The 18887-nt window shown below is 39.7% G+C and carries 16 protein-coding genes; 1 reads left to right on the top strand and 15 read right to left on the bottom strand.

The window, feature by feature from the left end; all coding sequences use genetic code 11:
• Nucleotides 1-94: 94 nt before the first annotated feature.
• Entirely contained in the window at nt 95-1660 is a 1566-nt protein-coding gene (rny, locus tag HC179_RS01400; protein WP_240948437.1) for a ribonuclease Y, read from the bottom strand.
• Nucleotides 1661-2016: 356 nt separating this feature from the next.
• The gene (gene recA / locus HC179_RS01395; RefSeq protein WP_060666479.1) at nt 2017-3057 is read right to left on the bottom strand and encodes a recombinase RecA; all 1041 of its coding nucleotides are present in this window, start codon (nt 3055-3057) and stop codon (nt 2017-2019) included.
• Nucleotides 3058-3309: 252 nt separating this feature from the next.
• Between recA and HC179_RS01390 the strand changes: the two genes are divergently transcribed.
• Complete coding sequence (locus HC179_RS01390) at nt 3310-3459, top strand: hypothetical protein (protein WP_168862712.1); 150 nt, start codon at nt 3310-3312, stop codon at nt 3457-3459.
• 229 nt (nt 3460-3688) lie between these two features.
• On the opposite strand, the gene HC179_RS01385 is transcribed toward HC179_RS01390, so the two are convergent.
• The 13 genes from HC179_RS01385 to HC179_RS01325 all read right to left on the bottom strand — a co-directional run bounded on the left by HC179_RS01385 (nt 3689) and on the right by HC179_RS01325 (nt 18179).
• Complete coding sequence (locus HC179_RS01385; RefSeq protein ID WP_168862721.1) at nt 3689-4930, bottom strand: competence/damage-inducible protein A; 1242 nt, start codon at nt 4928-4930, stop codon at nt 3689-3691.
• A 207-nt stretch (nt 4931-5137) separates the two neighbouring features.
• Nucleotides 5138-5722 carry a CDP-diacylglycerol--glycerol-3-phosphate 3-phosphatidyltransferase gene (gene pgsA / locus HC179_RS01380; protein WP_168862711.1) on the bottom strand — a complete coding sequence of 195 codons (585 nt, stop codon included), beginning with the start codon at nt 5720-5722 and terminating at the stop codon, nt 5138-5140.
• A gap of 147 nt (nt 5723-5869) precedes the next feature.
• The gene (locus tag HC179_RS01375) at nt 5870-6763 is read right to left on the bottom strand and encodes a helix-turn-helix domain-containing protein (RefSeq protein WP_168862710.1); all 894 of its coding nucleotides are present in this window, start codon (nt 6761-6763) and stop codon (nt 5870-5872) included.
• Between the two features lie 21 nt (nt 6764-6784).
• Nucleotides 6785-7576: a DUF3388 domain-containing protein gene (locus tag HC179_RS01370; protein WP_010193276.1), complete on the bottom strand. Its 792-nt coding sequence runs from the start codon at nt 7574-7576 to the stop codon at nt 6785-6787.
• A gap of 129 nt (nt 7577-7705) precedes the next feature.
• Nucleotides 7706-7963, bottom strand: coding sequence for a DUF3243 domain-containing protein (locus HC179_RS01365; RefSeq protein WP_168862709.1), 258 nt, complete (start codon nt 7961-7963; stop codon nt 7706-7708).
• 70 nt (nt 7964-8033) lie between these two features.
• On the bottom strand, nt 8034-8750 hold the full coding sequence (gene ymfI, locus HC179_RS01360; RefSeq protein ID WP_168862708.1) for an elongation factor P 5-aminopentanone reductase: 717 nt from the start codon (nt 8748-8750) through the stop codon (nt 8034-8036).
• Nucleotides 8751-8813: 63 nt separating this feature from the next.
• Nucleotides 8814-10097, bottom strand: coding sequence for an EF-P 5-aminopentanol modification-associated protein YfmH (gene yfmH / locus HC179_RS01355; protein ID WP_168862707.1), 1284 nt, complete (start codon nt 10095-10097; stop codon nt 8814-8816).
• A gap of 3 nt (nt 10098-10100) precedes the next feature.
• Complete coding sequence (gene yfmF / locus HC179_RS01350; RefSeq protein WP_168862706.1) at nt 10101-11381, bottom strand: EF-P 5-aminopentanol modification-associated protein YfmF; 1281 nt, start codon at nt 11379-11381, stop codon at nt 10101-10103.
• Between the two features lie 209 nt (nt 11382-11590).
• On the bottom strand, nt 11591-12316 hold the full coding sequence (locus tag HC179_RS01345) for a GntR family transcriptional regulator (protein ID WP_168862705.1): 726 nt from the start codon (nt 12314-12316) through the stop codon (nt 11591-11593).
• Between the two features lie 630 nt (nt 12317-12946).
• On the bottom strand, nt 12947-15301 hold the full coding sequence (locus HC179_RS01340) for a DNA translocase FtsK (protein ID WP_168862704.1): 2355 nt from the start codon (nt 15299-15301) through the stop codon (nt 12947-12949).
• Nucleotides 15302-15411: 110 nt separating this feature from the next.
• Complete coding sequence (locus HC179_RS01335) at nt 15412-15624, bottom strand: YlzJ-like family protein (protein ID WP_168862703.1); 213 nt, start codon at nt 15622-15624, stop codon at nt 15412-15414.
• Nucleotides 15621-16379 carry a ClpP family protease gene (locus HC179_RS01330; RefSeq protein WP_148986445.1) on the bottom strand — a complete coding sequence of 253 codons (759 nt, stop codon included), beginning with the start codon at nt 16377-16379 and terminating at the stop codon, nt 15621-15623. Before HC179_RS01330 ends, HC179_RS01335 begins: the two co-directional genes overlap by 4 nt.
• 135 nt (nt 16380-16514) lie before the next feature.
• On the bottom strand, nt 16515-18179 hold the full coding sequence (locus HC179_RS01325; RefSeq protein WP_168862702.1) for an RNase J family beta-CASP ribonuclease: 1665 nt from the start codon (nt 18177-18179) through the stop codon (nt 16515-16517).
• Nucleotides 18180-18887: the final 708 nt, after the last annotated feature.

Raw genomic sequence — 18887 nt, 5'->3', positions numbered from 1 at the left:
ATCCCTTCTAACTATCAAATTCTCTTTTTAGTTTTACATATGTAGGCGCTGTATGCAAATGAACGAAAAAAAATAAAGCGGTGCAAGCACCACTTTATTTTGCATACTCTACGGCTCTTGTTTCACGAATAACCGTTACTTTAATATGTCCTGGATAATCCAGTTCTTCTTCGATGCGTTTTCGAATATCCCGGGCTAATCGATGAGCCTCAAGATCGTCAATGGTATCTGGTTTCACCATGATTCGAACCTCACGTCCCGCTTGAATTGCAAAGGACTTTTCGACACCTTCATAGCTTTCGGAGATCTCTTCCAACTTTTCAAGTCTACGGATATAGTTTTCCAACGTCTCACTACGCGCTCCTGGTCTCGCCGCAGATAATGCATCTGCTGCAGCAACCAAGACTGCAATGATGGAAGTTGGCTCTGTATCACCATGGTGGGATGCGATACTGTTAATGACAACTGGATGTTCTTTATACTTCGTTGCCAATTCCACTCCGATTTCCACATGGCTTCCTTCCACTTCATGATCGACAGCTTTTCCGATATCATGTAGCAATCCAGCGCGGCGGGCAAGTGTTTCATCCTCTCCAAGCTCAGCAGCCATAAGGCCTGATAGGAATGCTACTTCCATAGAGTGCTTCAGAACATTTTGACCATAGCTTGTACGGAATTTCAGACGACCCAAAATCTTGATTAAATCAGGATGTAATCCATGTACGCCTACTTCAAATGTAGTCTGTTCTCCCATTTCACGAATATATTCGTCTACTTCACGTCTTGATTTTTCAACCATTTCCTCAATACGTGCAGGGTGAATACGTCCGTCTTGAACAAGCTTATCTAAAGCAATGCGTGCAGTTTCACGTCTGATCGGATCAAAACCTGATAAAATAACTGCCTCAGGGGTATCATCAATAATAAGATCAATACCAGTAAGTGTTTCAAGAGTACGAATATTACGTCCTTCACGACCAATGATTCGGCCTTTCATTTCATCATTTGGTAAGTTAACGACGGATACTGTTGTCTCAGCCACATGGTCTGCGGCACAACGTTGAACGGCTAAAGAAAGAATCTCTCTTGCCTTTTTATCCGCATCTTCTTTTGCTCTGTTTTCGCTTTCTTTGACCATCAGAGCAATGTCATGGGATAATTCGTTCTCAACACGATCCAAAATGATATGTTTGGCTTCTTCGCGTGTTAATGCTGAAATGCGTTCTAGCTCTTCTTGCTGTTTACGCACTATATCATCCACTTTGCTTTCTAATTCTTCAATATGCTGTTGTCTATCGTTTAAAGAATCTTCACGCCTTTCTAATGCTACTTCTCGCTTATCAAGCGATTCATCTTTTCGATCCAGATTCTCTTCTTTTTGCATTAAACGATTTTCTTGTTTTTGCAGTTCGCTTCTACGGTCTCGAATATCACGTTCAGCTTCAGTTCGAAGTTTGTGAATTTCGTCCTTCGCTTCCAAAAGTGCTTCTTTCTTAAGCGATTCAGCTTCGCGTCTGGAATCTTCCACAATTTGATCCGCGACACTTCTTGCGCCAGCAATCTTCTGTTCTGCAATGGATTTACGAACATAAAAGCCAACAACTACACCGACGATTAGGGCAAGCAAAGCGGAGATAATAATTGACATATAATCCATCATTACACCTCCTCTTGCTATGAACTTTTTTCTTGCTAGATTTCATTGTCGGCATGTACATTGTAACAATGTTTGTCAACATACAGCTCAAGGGCTTTTGCTTTTTTATAGCTCTAAAATTCTAACAAAATGTAAATTATACATACTAATTGTAAATCTGTGAAAAATTATTGTCAAGCCTGTCCCGGTAAGGATATGGCCTTTTTGGTAAACTAATCCTGTTTTTGATGAATTTTATAGTAATTTGGGCGGGTTTGATAATGTTTTAGTTACATTTAACCGTTGGTCAATGATGGTATTACAAGACTTTAAATATTAATAGACCCTGTATTGATGTACAGGGTCTTGGTTAGTGTGTATTAAAAATCTAATTCTTCTTGATCCATTTCTTCTTCCGCTGGAGCGGTTACTTCCTTATCCAACCCGTGGTGGTCGCGAATTTGCTGATGAATTTCTTTTAGGACATCCTTGTTTTCTTTAAGGAATTGCTTCGCATTTTCGCGTCCTTGTCCCAGTCTTTCTTCATTGTAGGAATACCATGAACCACTCTTTTGGACAATGTCCAAATCAGATCCCATATCAATTACTTCCCCTTCTCTTGAGATACCTTCACCGTACATGATATCCACTTCAGCTACTTTGAAAGGAGGAGCGATTTTATTCTTTACAACTTTAATCTTTGTTTTATTCCCGACAATATCATGACCTTGTTTCAACTGCTCAGCACGACGCACTTCTAGACGTACGGAAGAGTAGAATTTCAGAGCACGACCACCAGGAGTCGTTTCAGGATTACCAAACATTACTCCTACTTTTTCACGAATTTGATTGATGAAAATGGCAATGGTTTTTGATTTATTGATGGCACCTGAAAGTTTACGAAGCGCTTGAGACATTAGACGGGCTTGAAGACCGACATGGGAGTCTCCCATTTCCCCTTCGATTTCCGCTTTAGGTACTAGGGCAGCTACAGAGTCGACAACGATAATGTCTACTGCACCACTTCTTACAAGAGCTTCTGCAATTTCTAAAGCTTGCTCACCAGTATCTGGTTGAGAAAGAAGAAGCTCATCTATGTTTACGCCTAGTTTTTGCGCATATACTGGATCCAACGCGTGCTCCGCATCAATAAACGCAGCTTGTCCGCCTTGTTGCTGTACTTCAGCGATAGCATGAAGGGCAACCGTTGTTTTACCAGAAGATTCCGGACCATATATTTCTACGACTCTACCTCTTGGATATCCGCCAGCACCTAATGCAACATCCAATGCCAACGATCCACTAGGAATAGTAGAGATCTTACGTTCTGTTTGTTCCCCTAATTTCATGATGGAACCTTTTCCAAATTGCTTTTCTATCTGTTTTAACGCCATATCTAAAGCAGCTTTACGATCACTCACACAATTTCCTCCTCTTATCTATCAAACTAAATGAATAGTATCTATCAACTACTCTTACTATACCCTTTTTCTATTCGTTTGGCAACTAAAAAACGAACATCCATTCGGTTTTTTTATTGGTGAAAATGAGTGTAAAATATTGTTTTTGTACTTAGGGGAAAAAGCGATTTTCTGAGCGGGATTTGAGGGGAAATACAAAATTGGGTTTTAATTGAGTTTTTGTTTGGCTGAGGGGGTGGAGATAACCAAGGAATGGCTAGATATGAATTGTCCGAAGTTTTTGTATTCTTGACCGAAGATTTAAAGAAGTTGACCGAAGATTTCGCAAAGTTGGCCGAAGTTTTTCAAAAGTTGACCCAACCAATTTTTCAAATGACTGAACACCCTGAATTCTTGTCCTAACAACCACCTCTAATCGTCCGAACCCATGTCCAAATCTGTACTAAAATGTCCGAAGTCCTGATTATTTTGTCCGAATTAATTTATGCGCACTCAAAATGCTCCCTTTTCATAAGATCTTAGCGCAAATCACTTCCGTTTCCTCCTTCTTTCCCACTAACCCCCGAAAGTTCAGCAATCACGTCTATTCATCTACCGACCCAAAAGAAAAAGCAGTTGAAGTCTCCCTCAACTACTTGAACAACTCTTTCAATAGATAGTGACAGCCGTATTTTGCCGATCTATGTCTGATGCCATCCCGCGTTCCGGCTAAGTGGATTTTGTGAACGGAAGCTTCTCCGTTCGGAAGAGCTATTCCGATAAACACTGTGCCGACTGGTTGATTATCCATTGTTTCAGGTCCTGCAACTCCTGTAAAACTAATGCCGATATCTGTTTGCAGCAATTTTTTAACGCCGATTGCCATTTCTTTAGCTGTCTGCTCGCTTACTGCTCCATCGTTTACAAGTGTTTGTTTTTTCACGCCAAGCACTTTTTCCTTCACGCTATTAGTATAGCTGACAATAGCACCTTCCATAACTTTGGAAGCACCTGAGAAACTTGTCATTTTCTCAGAGAACAAACCGCCGGTAAGACTCTCGGCACTGCTCAGAGTGTAATGAGAGTTTTGTATTTTTTCAAAAAGAACCGAGTAGATGGTATCCTCGTCATACCCGAAAAAGAAATCACCGACTCTTTCCAAAATCTCTTTTTCGCATTGATCAATTAACCGATTTGCTTCCTCAATGGATTGGTGCTTGGCCGTTAATCTAAGTGTAACCTCATTGTCCCCCGCAAGCGGTGCGATGGTCGGATTTGTTTGTCGGTCAATGATATCTTCAATATCTGTTTCCAGTTGTGATTCCCCAATGCCAAAGAAACGGAGAACTTTGGAGACGATTTGCTCTCTGACTCCAAGCTTATCTAGCAGGTATTCTCTGCCATAGACAGAAAACATAGGCTGAAGTTCTTTAGGAGGACCAGGTAAGAGCATGTATGTATGAGAGCCTTCTGTCAGCGCCATTCCAGGGGCCATCCCAAAGTCGTTTGCCAAAATAGAGGAGCCTTCTAATACTAGCGCCTGCTTTTTGTTGTTTTCACTCATCACTCTGTGTGATTTTTTGAAATAATCCTGAATGTTAATCAGCGCTTGATCATCCATTACCAATTGTTTATTCAGCACTCTTGCAATGGTTTCCTTTGTCAGGTCATCTTTTGTGGGTCCAAGTCCTCCGGTGAATAGAAGGAGGTTAGAACGTTGTTTAGCTGTTGTTATTACTTCTTCGAGTCTAGAAGGGTTATCTCCGACCACCGTATGATAAAAAACGTTGATCCCTAATTCTGCGAGTTGCTTGGAAAGAAATTGGGCATTTGTATTACAAATTTGTCCCAATAGTAACTCAGAGCCTACGGCAATAATCTCTGCATTTCTAATCACGGCACTCTCTCCCCTTATTACAGTTTTAGAATTCCGAATAACGCCGCTGTAAATTTCCGCAAATGGCTTCGCTTTCCAAGGGGTGGTGCTTGAGCCTCCTCGCTCTGCTGCGGGGTCTCAAGCTACCGCTATCTCCCTCAGGAGTCTTCGCCTTTTGCTCCAATCCACAGCTATAAACTTTAATAAATAAACGTTTTATATAGATTATTTAGAATTAACAAATGCTTGTCTGTTTTTATAGAAGTAATCCCAGCCAGAGTAAATGGTAAAGATCATTGCTATCCATAATGCAATGGTGGCAAATGGGAAACCGATTAGTTCAAATGGCAAGTTATGTAAAAGAAGTGCGGATACTGCAATTATTTGAGCCCAGGTTTTGATTTTGCCAAGCATGTTTGCTGCAACCACTTCCCCTTCTCCTGCAAGTACTAGTCGGAGTCCGGTGACAGCGAATTCTCTACTGATGATGACAATGACAATCCACGCTGGAGCCAATTGTAACTCGACAAGTGCAATTAATGCTGCGGACACCAAAAGCTTATCTGCAAGTGGATCTAGGAACTTTCCAAGGTTGGTTACAAGATTTAGTTTTCTTGCATAATAACCATCTACCCAGTCGGTGATGGATGCAATGATAAAAATAAGTGCAGCAAGAAGATGTGTGTAAGGAATGGACTCATCTCCAATGGTAAGGTCCCCCCAATTTAATGGTGCAAGCATTAGAATCATAAAGATAGGGATCATAAAGATTCTTGAAACAGTAATTTTGTTAGGTAAATTCACGTTCATTCCTCCAGCATTCAATATTGCTTTTCCACTATACATAAAATATACAGGTTTGTCTAATGTTTGCTTAAGGTTGTTAGCTCAATTGTTGGCTTTGTTGTAAGCTCCATTCAAAAGGTCTGTACAAAAAAAGCCATCATCCTGATGACTTTATTGTTGACCATTTGATACAAATTTAATAGTGACTCTCTGTGTTGTAACGTCATTTACTGGAAAAGGAAAATCAAATGGTTCGCCATTGATCATAATTTTAGTTGCTGGCACCCAACCTACATTAAATAAGATCTCTTTTTGGGCGGATAAATCAATTGTTTCCGATTCTCCGTCTTTAAGCTCTTTGTTAAGGAAGTACTCTCCTGACTCATTACTTACTCCTACCCAAGTGTTTCGGCCCTCTGCAGAGATTTCCACTTCAAATTTATCCGTATCCTTTAGTTCTAATGTTGCATTTGGACTGTTTGAGCTTACTTCAGTTAAAGTACCTGTTGTTGATTTTTCCTCTTCTACAGGTTCTTCTTTCTCCGTCTCTTCAGGCTGTTCCTTTTCATCTTCTTGTTCTTCGTTTTCAGCTTCATCTTCATTTTCTGACGTCGCAGGGTCAATGACTACGTTTTTGTTTTCCTCTTGCGTGTCAGATGCCCCTCCAACTCCCCAGTTTTGAACAAGTACATAAATGATGGCAACTACAGCAACAAAGGCCAAGAACATTAACACTTTAGGGATAAAATTAAAAACCTTTGTATTTTTTGACGATGGCACCTGTTTACGAGTCTTCACTCTAGACAACTGAGGAATTTCATCTTTGTCATTTGCAGGGATATCGTTTTTGTATTCTTCGAAGATAAGTTCTGGATTAAGTCCCACAGCCTCAGAGTATTGTCTGATAAATGCACGGGCATAAAATTGACCAGGCATGATGGAATAATTGCCTTCTTCTATTCCGATTAAGTATCTTTTTTGTATTTTTGTAACGGTTTGTAAATCTTCCAGGGACAAGCCTTTTTCTTCTCTTGCCTGTTTCAGTCTATTACCTAGTTCTGTCAACAATTACACCTTCCAACATTTTTAGAAATCAAAACCCCCAAAAGGATTTTCATCAAACATATTATTTGGTTGCACCACATCGTAGGTGATTTCTTCATCTTCATTATTTCTAAGTTCAATAATATAATCGAAATCATCTAGTTTATATTCTGTATTTTGCACGAAAATATCAGGATGTTCAACCACTTTTACAGCAGATATACGCATTATTTCACGAATTAGCTGCCAATGTTTTTCATTTGCCCTTTTGGTTGATACTATACCATCTATAATAAATAGGTTGTCCACATTATATTCATCTTCAATCAATTGACTTCGAATGGTTTGTTTTAACAATGTGCTAGATACAAATAACCATCTTTTGTTTGCACAGACACTTGAAGCAACAATGGACTCCGTTTTGCCTACACGAGGCATGCCTCTGATTCCAATTAACTTATGACCGTCCTGTTTAAAGAGTTCGGCAAGGAAATCAACCAATAATCCTAATTCATCCCGTACAAAGCGGAACGTTTTTTTATCATCTGCATCTCGCTGTATGTATCTTCCATGTCGCACAGCTAATCGATCGCGCAATTTAGGCTCACGCAGCTTTGTAACAGTTATATTATCCATCGTATTTAGGATAGATTCAAGACGGACTATTTGCTCATTTGAGTCGCTTAGCAATAACATTCCCCTTCTTGCATCATCCACCCCGTTGATTGTCACAATATTGATGGATAGCATACCTAAAAGGGAAGCGATGTCCCCAAGTAGTCCTGGCCTATTGATATGTATTTCATATTCTAAATACCACTCTTTTTTCTCCATCAAACCCCTTCATCCTCTCTAACAAATCGTTCATGTATATGTTACTTCTATCATATCCAATATTTCTTTAATAAGAAAGTAATTACTTATGATTTTTGGGAACAAAAAAAAGAGAGGTAGAGGCCTCTCTTAATGCGTTGAGTCGTTTTGAACCAATTTCACCATCATATTGGCAATTGCATGTTGCTCTTCTGGGCTTGCCACTTTCCAAAGGTCAGCTAACACTCTTTCTTGAGGGTTTTTCGCTTCCACTTCTTTTGCAAGATAGTCACCGATTTCATAAGCAAGTTGAGAAATAGCTCCATTGTCCATTCCTTCATGCTCTGCATGATTTAGACGGTCACCTAAAAAACCTTTCCATTGTTCCCAGTTATCAAGTACTGACATATTAACTCCTCCTTCCACATTTGTTCAAGAGTTAGTATGCGATGCTCCTAGCTGATTTATGCATGGTCTATTAATTCCATCCGCCGTTTACGCGCAGTACTTGTCCAGTGATATAAGAGGACTTTTCAGAAAGCAAAAAGCTTACAGAATCAGCAATTTCGTATGGTTGAGCTAATCTGCCCATCGGTATATCATCACTTAAGTCCTGTTTTTCTTCCTCAGATAAATTATTCAGCATTTTTGTGGACACCGCTCCAGGCGCTATCGCGTTCACTCTAATTCCATTCAACGCTACTTCTTTCGCCAAAGCTTTTACAAAAGAGATCTGTGCACCTTTAGTCATGGAATAAAGCACTTCACATGAAGCCCCTATTTCTCCCCAAATCGAAGAAACCACAACAATATTGCCACATCTCTTTCTCACCATTTCCGGTAGAAATGTTTGGATGGTTGAATATAACGATGTTATGTTAAGTTGTATCATTTGTTGCTTTGATTGTTCGTCGATGTCTGTCATCAATCCATAAAAGGTAGTACCTGCATTATAGATAATTGCTTCAACAGATGTATAGGTACTGTTTTTTAACTTTTCCACGCCATCAATGGTGGTCAGGTCTGCTTGAATGGGGATAACCTTTTCCTCCCCAAATTCATTCTGTAGCTTATGTATGGACTGCTTATCCTGATTATAGTGTAGATAGGTTGTGTACCCCTCTTTCAAAAGGGTTTTGGCGATTTCTCTGCCAATATCACCGCTTGCCCCAATTAAAAGTGCTGTTTTTTTCATATTTATCATCCTTTATAAAAAGAAGCCGGTTCGTGTAGTCTCGAACCGGACTTCGTTGTCTCTTTATTTTGGCACAACTTGGCACGTTGTAAATGCTTCTTCCTTGATAAATTCTTTAGCAACCGCTTGTAGGTCTTCAAGCGTAATCTTTTCAAGTTGAGGTGTGACCTCAAAAAGGTCCATATTATTAAAAGCATAACGGGTGAATTGGTTTGCGATGAACTCTGGTGAATTAAGAGCACGTAAGAATGATCCGATTTTTTTCTTTTTAATTCTTTCAAGTTCCTGTTCTTCAATGGAACCTGGGTCAAACTGTAGCAATATACTTTGTACTCTTTCTGCTAATTTGTCAGGCTCTGAAGTATCCCCGCCTAGCATGGCAAAGCCAAATCCCTTTTCTCCCGTATAATCATAAGCAAAAGTCTCATCAATCAGACCGTCATCATAAAGCTTTTGGTAGTGATCGGAGCTTTTTCCGAATAAAAGGTCAAGTAATATGTTCACTGTCAATTCATGCTTGAGAAGCTCCGTTCCTTGTTTCGTTGGATTAGACTCCTTAACACCCACCATACATTTTGACGTATGGACATTCATTTTTAGAACTTTCTTCTTTTCGTTCACTGTTGTAGGTTCTTCATCAAATTGACGTTTAATTTCTTCTTTCTCTTTAAATGTTTTCTTTGCTTGATTGTCTTTGATGAATTGCATCATTTCGGATGTATCCATAGGTCCTACAACAAATAGGAGCATGTTGCTCGGATGGTAAAAGGTCTCATAGCATGTGTACAAAAGATCTTTTGTTATGTTGGAGATGGAATCAATGGTCCCTGCGATGTCTATTTTAACTGGGTGAGTATGGAACATGCTTTCAATTAATCCGAAATAGGCACGCCAATCGGCATTATCCTCATACATCGTGATCTCTTGACCGATAATTCCTTTCTCTTTCTCCACTGTTTTTTCTGTAAAATACGGTGCTTGCACAAAATCCATCAAGGTTTCAAGATTTTGTTCAACATTTGATGTACTGGAGAATAGGTAGGCCGTTCTTGTAAAAGATGTAAAGGCATTGGCAGAGGCACCTTGTTTACTGAAATCTTGGAAAACGTCCCCATGCTCCTTTTCAAAAAGCTTATGCTCGAGAAAATGAGCGATTCCATCTGGTACCGTTACAAAATCGTCCTGACCAAGTGGTACAAATTTATTATCGATAGATCCATATTTTGTCGTGAATGTTGCGTACGTTTTATGAAACCCTGATTTCGGCAAAAGGTACACTTCTAAACCATTGTCAAGCGTTTCATGATATAGGTTCTCTTCCAGTTGTTTAAATTCGATTTTTTCCATCTCTTACGCCTCCTTCCCAGTTAAAAAATAGGTTGTATCGAGTTCTATCAACTTGGCAACTTCCTGAATCTGCTCTTTTGTAACATTTTCTACCCCTTCAAGGAATGCCTCAATTGGTTTGTCAACTTCTGATACTTCATTGTTGTAGAGGACTTCAATCAATCCTCTTGCTGTATCAATAGTTTCAAGAATTTGATTTTTTATGACCGCTTTGGTCTGAGAAATTTCCCCGTCGGTATATTCTCCTTGCCTCATCGCTTCAATCTGTTTGTTGATGATTGTTACCGCTTTTTCGTAATTAGAAAAGTCAATACCTGACATGACGAGTAACAATCCTTTATGACTTTCCACCCGTGACGCAGCATAGTATGCTAAACTTTCCTTCTCCCTTACATTGATAAAGAGCTTGGAATGGGAAAATCCACCAAAGATACCGTTAAAGACTTGCAAAGCATAATAAAGATCATCTTTGAATGTCACATTCGTTCTGTACCCAATATTTAATTTCCCTTGCTTAATATCCTGGCGCTCAATTACTTCGTTCGGATCTTTGTTATCTTTATTAGGTTGCGAAATAGCAGAGGTTACTTTGTTATCCTGATCAGGCAATACAAAGTACTTTTTTACATATTCATCTACTTCGTCCTCTTTTATATCGCCAACCAAGTAAAGATGAATATCATTAGTTTTTAACATGTTTTGATAATAGTTGTATAGGGATTCTGATGTGATGGCATCTACTTTTTCCTTCTCACCGTTTGCACTCAGGCGGTAAGGTTCTTCTGCACACATCTCTTCAATAAGGCGTTGGCTTGCATAACGCATTTTATCATCGTATACAGATTGGATTCTTTGTTTTAACGCCCTTTTTTCTTTATCCACTGTAGCTGTCTTAAAGCCATTTCCTTCGGTTACGGGCTTTAATAGTACTTCACTTAACAACTCAATCCCTTTTTCAAGGAGAGGTGTGGAATCTTTAAGAAACTTTTCATTGGCAATTTCCAACCTTATAGAAATGATGTGATCTTCGCCTTTTTTGCTTAGATCCACTGCAAGGCTAGCACCATATAATTCATCAAGATATGCTCTGAATTGGGAAGGTTGGGGATGGGACTCTGTTGCGTTTTGAAGGACATACGGCATTAAAGCACGAACTGTTACATCTTCTTCTGATAACGGAGCCTTTACTTTCAATACAATAGTATTCGTCTTGAATTTATTGGTCGGGATAGTGTGAACGTTAATTCCATTAAGCGTGTACGTTCTTTCATCAACTAGTTTCAAGAAATCTCCTCCTTTACTTTGATGCTTAGCACAACAGATTTCATCCTGTTAGTTAATCGTATAAAAATATAGACAGTACTATTCTTTCTATAACGTTCAAAAAATAGTCCTAAACCCAATATAACGTTAAATTAGAAAGATTTACAAGTCAGACAACCTAGAGATGCACAAATTAAAAACACCACAATTTCGTGGTGTTTAAAAAACTTCTATGGACGCTTTCTTAATACATGGAAACTAAATTTGTCTGCTCGGAAGTAATTGAGTGAATAAAGAATTGGTTCATCATTTTGATCGTAGTGCATTTGTTTTAGTACAAGTAATGCCGTTTCAGGTTCACACTCAAGGATAGGTGAAATTTTATCATGATAGCCAATCGGTTCGATATGTGTTACGGCATAAGATATATATCTTCCTGCTTCTTTTTCAAGAAGTTTTAAGAGTGATTCATTCTTATAGGATTGATAGTCTTCTACAATCGTGGTAGGAATTTTATCAATACAGTAAACAACCGGAAGATCATTCGCCGTTCGTACACGTTCAAAATGAAGGACTTCACGAATTTCTTTATCATTGAATTTAATTAATTCTTCCTCGCTTGGTGTCTCAATTGTGGAAGTTAAGAAGACTGTCCCTGGTTTCATTCCAGCTTGTGAAATCATTTCCGTTACAGAATTCAACTGTTCAATTCCGGATGAGAATAGAGGCTTGGAATTAACAAATGTTCCAACACCGTGTCTCCTTACAACAATATTTTCTTCTTCCAACACGCGCAATGCTTCTCGCAAAGTTGCCCTGCTAACTCCTAGTCGTCGAGACAATTCGAATTCGGAAGGTAATTTCTCTTTTTCTTTATACACCTTGTTCTCGATATCTTGCTTTAATTTGTCTACAACTAGTAAATACAAATGTCTGCTGTCTGACCGAATCGTCATAACTGATCCCCCATTAACCGTTTACAAAACATTTTTCATGTTTTCCTATTAATCCAAAATAATATAACACTTTTTAGGGGTAAAATAAATAGAAATTAAAGGATTTTGTCGAAAAAGTAAGCGATTTATACATATTCCCAATAAAAATATAGTAGGACATAAACCTACTGATTAAATATAATTTAATAATTTCAGCGAATTGGTTGCTCGCCGCTGTTCCTTTCCGCAAATGGCTGCGCTTTCCGCGGGGCGACCTTGAGCCTCCTCGGCAAGCCTGCGGGGTCTCAACATTGCCGCTACTCCCCTGCAGGAGTCTCCGCCATTTGCTCCAATCCACAGCTAAAAATAAGAAAAACAAAAAGTTAATGTTTTTTCAGACAACTCGGTTAGATGACTTTTTATTACCCATTAGTTGAATGAAGTCACATAGTTGATTGGAGTGGAAAGCGCGCAGACGCCCGCGGGAGGAAGGGACAGGTGAGACCCCGCAGGCGAAGCCGAGGAGGCTCACGGACCGCCCGCAGGCAAGCGAAGCGCCTGAAACGGAAATCAACTGTATTGTATGATTTCTTTTTCTTTTCTTAGGAATAGAAAAGACGGCTTTTGATAGCCGCCTGTTCTATTGCTTTTTTATGAACCTACATCTTCACTTTGATTTCCTGATACTAATACTGTACGCGGTTTGCTGCCTTCATATGGACCGACTACTCCCCTTACTTCCATGGCGTCGATAAGCCTTGCAGCTCTTGTATAACCTATGCGGAAACGACGCTGAAGCATGGATACAGAGGCAGTCTGCATCTCTAAGACAAGCTGAACTGCATCATCATATAGGTCGTCATTTACATCTTCCACTTCTTCATTGATATCTTGAGGAATCATTTCTTCTTGATATTGTGCTTTCTGCTGATCGATGACAAAGTCCACAATTCGTTCGACCTCCTCATCAGACAGGAATGCCCCCTGTACCCTTATAGGTTTGGAAGCACCTACCGGTAGAAACAGCATATCCCCCCTACCAAGAAGTTTTTCCGCTCCACCCATATCCAATATCGTTCTAGAGTCAGTTTGTGAAGAAACACTAAAGGCAATCCGGGATGGAATATTCGCTTTAATTACCCCTGTTATAACATCTACAGATGGTCGTTGTGTGGCAATGATTAGATGTATTCCAGCTGCACGAGCCATCTGAGCAAGCCTTGTTATGCAATCTTCCACATCGGAGGAAGCAACCATCATTAGGTCTGCAAGCTCATCGACGATCACCACAATGTATGGCAAGGATGGCTGCTTTGCCTCTTCATCTTGGTTGTGTCTCTTTATGTAATCATTATAACCCTCGATATTCCTTGTACCGGTGTGAGAAAACAGTTCATAACGACGTTCCATCTCATTTACTACTTTTTTCAATGCTTGGGAAGCCTTTTTAGGATCTGTTACAACCGGTGCTAAAAGATGAGGCACCCCGTTATACATGTTCAACTCTACCATTTTCGGGTCAATCATCATCATTTTCACTTCATGTGGCTTTGCACGTACCAAAATACTAGTGATGATTCCGTTTATACAAACACTTTTTCCGCTTCCAGTTGCGCCGGCAACTAGAAGATGGGGCATTTTATTGAGCTCAGCTACGACGGAATCCCCAGAAATATCACGACCTAATCCAATCAATAACTTTGCATCTGGCTTTTCGGCCTGTTTGGTATCTAATACTTCTCTTAAGGACACCATTGCCACTTCATTATTTGGCACTTCTATCCCAATAGCTGATTTACCAGGTATCGGAGCTTCTATACGTATATCTTTGGCAGCCAGGGCAAGCGCCAAATCGTCGCTTAAGTTTACAATTTTGCTGACCTTAACACCGACATCTGGATATACTTCATACTTTGTCACGGCTGGACCGAGATGAACCTTTGTTACCTTTGCTTTAACTCCGAAACTTGCAAACGTCTTCTCTAATTTTCTAGCGTTCTGATAAATGTTTTCATGTTCTGTAGTCTGATGATTCGCTATTGGCTTGTTTAGAAGATCAAGAGATGGAAGAACATATTCTTTATTTTCCACTTCTGTAAAGGCCATTGGACCTGCAATTAGTTCTCCGGCTTCCTCTTGGCCCGCATCTTTCTCATCACTTCTAGAAGTAGAAGCTATAGGCTCCGCCTCCACCTGATTTATTTCTGTTTCTCGGTCGTTAAAAGATGAGATGATAGGAGGAGAGATAAGTTCTTCTGTTGAAGTATCCTCGACAACAAGGACTTCTTCTGCTTTTTCTTTTTTTTCTTCCTTTTGTTTTTTCTCTTCTGACTGTTTTTCTTTTTTACGTTTATTACTGTCCTCTTTCCAACCTTTCATATCTTCCATGAATGCTAGCCATTGGTTCTTTGCAAATCCAAATAAGCCTGCAGCGACTTTGATTACAGTATCATTGAGGGATTTACCTGTAACTAAAATAATTCCGATTACGATGAATATCATTGCTATCCACTGTGCACCTCGTGCATCAAACAGGAGATGGAACAGAGCAAATAATATTGCACCCATCATTCCCCCACCGAGGTCTGTTGTACTTGTTTCTCCGTTTACTTCCAGCCAAAAAAGCTCCCAAGTATTGCCGATAACAGAAGGATCAGCAAATGAGCCTCCGCGAGACAGCATCCTGAACAGGGTAACATGGCTAAGTAATAAAACAGACATCATAATAACATATACACCTACCAATTGCCTTGAGAAGAAGGTAGGTAACTCTCTTTTCCAAATAATATATCCGGATAAGAGTAATAACCCAAGAAGCATGAGCATATACCATTCTCCACTAAAAAAACGAAATAATAGAACAAAGGTTTGTCCTACCATACCAAGTTTGGCAATCGCTATACATGTAATGGCTAACAACAGCAGCCCCATCACTTCAAAGGTGACTGTGCGTTTCCATTCATCCCGGTTTTTGGTTTTTCTTTGTCTCTTTTTTCGTTTTGACATTATTCTCACCTATCTGACCATAATGAGAAGACGAAAGCAGCCAACAAATACTGGCTGCTTTTTCCTCTGATGCTTGTATTATAACATAAGCCCTAACACTTGAAACGGTGTTAAAGAAAATTAATCGTTTGACCTGGAGAATACTCGTTGCTAAGATAGTGTGCCGGGTCTGTGCTCAAATTTCGGACGATTTGATAGGCGTTCATATCTGTTTGTTGAACAACCAAGGAAACGCCGTTAAAATCTATCACACGTTGCTTTTCATATTCTCCATTCTCCACTGGAAAAATCAATTCCTGAGGCATGGTCGTATAGAGAATCATTGCAGCATCTTCCCTTCTTCTGTCTTACCTGGATTTTTAGCTTCTACCATCTCGTTTAGCTTTCGGATGGCTTCTCCTACTCCCCCTACTTGATCAATCAATCCATACTCGACAGCGTCCGCACCAACTACATTTGTCCCAATATCGCGAGTGAGATTTCCTTTTGAGAGCATCAATTCCTTGAATTTCTCTTCAGGAATACCTGAGTTTTTTGTTACAAAGTTGATGACTCTATCTTGCATCTTATCAAGATATTCAAAGGTTTGAGGAACACCGATGACCAACCCTGTCAATCGCACTGGATGAATCGTCATGGTGGCAGTTTCCGCAATAAAGGAATAGTCACAAGACACTGCAATAGGAACACCGATAGAATGTCCGCCACCAAGTACGAGTGAGACTGTTGGTTTTGACAAGGATGCTAGCATTTCGGAAATAGCCAATCCAGCTTCGACATCCCCACCCACCGTATTTAAAATCACTAGCAGTCCTTCTATATTTGGATTTTGCTCAATTGCAACGATTTGAGGAATGACATGTTCGTATTTGGTTGTTTTATTTTGAGGAGGTAATTGGACGTGTCCCTCAATTTGACCCACTATGGTTAGACAATGTATTTTGGAGTCAGATGGCATTTGCGCAACATTCGTTTGACCAAGCTGCTGAATTTTATTTACTAAGGAGTCCTTTCCTGCATCTGGTTTGTTAGGCTCTCCTTGTGGTTGTTCCGATGACTGGTATGTATAATCAGACATGCGACAATCTCCTTCCGTCCCTTATAAAATAAGTTTTCTCAAGTATAGTATTGACGCGATGCTTTTTTTCATTCGCAACTATAAGAAAAACCCGCAGCATGACAGTAACTGCCACATTGCGGGTAAGAAACGCTATCACACTTCCATGATAATAGGAAGGATCATTGGTCGACGTCTAGTCTTTTCATATAAGTGCTGATTAAGAGATTCTCTAATTTTAAGCTTCAAGCTTGACCACTCAAGAATCTGTTCTTTAACGGCATTGTCGAGAATTTCTGTTACGATAGCATTTGCCTTGTCCAGAAGCTCTTCTGACTCACGGACATATACAAAACCTCTTGAAAGAATTTCTGGACCTGCAATGATTCTTTTTTGGCTTTTACTAATGGAAACAACCACCACCATAATGCCGTCTTGAGACAATAACCTGCGATCTCTTAAAACGATGTTACCGATGTCCCCAACTCCAAGACCATCTATAAGTACATTCCCGGCATATACTTTCCCAGCATATTTCCCAGTACCTTTGTTAAACTCAACGACTTCTCCCTTATTCAATAAGAAAATATTTTCCTTATCAATTCCGACGCTTTCGGCTACTTTAGAGAGCGCTCTTTGCATTTTGAACTCTCCTTGGATAGGAAGAACATATTTTGGCTTAAGTAAGTTTAACATTAACTTAAGTTCTTCCTGACAACCGTGACCAGAAGAATGAATTTTCTTTTGACCATAAATGACAACTGCTCCGGCCCTGTAGAGCTTGTCTATCACTTTAGCTACCGTTAATTCTGTACCAGGTGACGGGGAAGCTGCAATCATAACAATGTCTTGTTGTTTGATTTGAGCATGTTTATGAGTACCTTTGGCCATTTTCAAAAGGGAAGACATAAGTTGAGAATGCGTCCCGATTGTAAGGACAACTACATTATCATCTTTTAAGTTGCCAAGTTCATGAACAGGTACAAGCAGGTCATCTGGAATGTGTAAATATTCGAGTTCTGTTGCAATCGTGAAGTTCCGATCTGTTGGATGAGAAACGACTACAAGCTTTCTGTTGCTATCCACAGCAGCTTGAACAATCTGTTGAATTCGACCGACATTTGTAGACAAGCACGCAGCAAACACACGTCCTTTTGCATTATAAGTTACATCCGCAATTTCTTGTCTGACAACGGATTCAGAAATCGTATAACCAGGTTTCTCTGCATTCGTACTATCTGAAAGAACACACAATACACCTTTGTTCCCTATTTCCGCAATTTTGCCCAAATCGGCATTTTGGGATAATTGGGATTGATCAAATTTGAAGTCACCTGTATGAACGATTGCACCTTGTGGCGTGTAAAAACAAATTCCTACTGAATCCGGAATGCTGTGGTTCGTTCTAAAAAAGGTTACTGTCGTTTCGGGCAATTCTAGGACAGTGCTGTCATCTACCTCTTTAAACTCCACCTGCCCTTTAGATCCAAGCCCGTTTACAAGTTCTTTTGCAAGCGCTAGAGTAAACTTGGTACCATATACAGGAGCTTTAAATTTCCTAAGGATATATGCAAGTCCTCCCATATGTTCTTCATGTCCATGTGTGAGGAAAATTCCCTGAATCTTGTCCTTATTATCCTCAAGATATGTCGTATCTGGTATGACCATATCAATACCGAGCATCCCATCTTCTGGAATCATGACACCTGTATCCATGATATAAATGGAATCTTCCATTTCTAGAACGTACATATTTTTACCGATTTCCCCGATCCCCCCGAGGGCAAACACTTTAAGTTTCTCTGTCTGTGGTGTATTCACTTTTTTACCTCCTATATATCTGTAAACCGAATTATGACGATAATGCACGCTTTGCATCAAGAGATCTATTAAATTTTTAGCTACCTAGTGCCAAATCAATATCCGCTCCATGTCATTTGAAATTATTATAACGTATGAAAGAATTGGAATACAAGAAATATTATAATAATTGGAATTTAATGGATTAATATAAGGAAAACCGGGCAAACCGACCGGTTTTAATCTTATTTGCTAATTATGCACCGCTGTTGATTTCCGCAAATGGCTTCGCTTTCCTAGTGGCGCTGCTGGAGCCTTCTCGGCTATGCCTACGGGGTCTTCACCTAGCACTATCTCCCTCAGGAGTCTCGGTCTTTTGCTCCAATCAACAGCTATAGATTACTAGAACGAAATGTTAGAGCTTTTACAGTTAAATCAAGTAATAACATCTTCTTGGACCCTTAGGTGAATGAAGTCAACAGTCCAAGGGCTTCATATTGGGGATGAGGACTTCTCTCCTCCAGATTTCTCGTCACTGAGGTCTTCATCACGGTGATGAGGACCTCTATTCTCCTGGTTCCCCGTCACTGAGGTCTTCATAATGATATGCTCCCTTTTAAGTAGACAGATTAAAAAACAAAAATCTGTTTCCGCGAAGGGGAGTATTTATAATGTCAAAAAAAGCAAACTCTTTCGATGTCAAAATTAATGTCATAAGGGCTTTGGAAA

The organism is Bacillus sp. RO1 (genome assembly GCF_012524115.1).
Taxonomy (GTDB): domain Bacteria; phylum Bacillota; class Bacilli; order Bacillales; family Bacillaceae_I; genus Sutcliffiella_A.
This window is presented reverse-complemented; position numbering and strand designations above follow the sequence as displayed.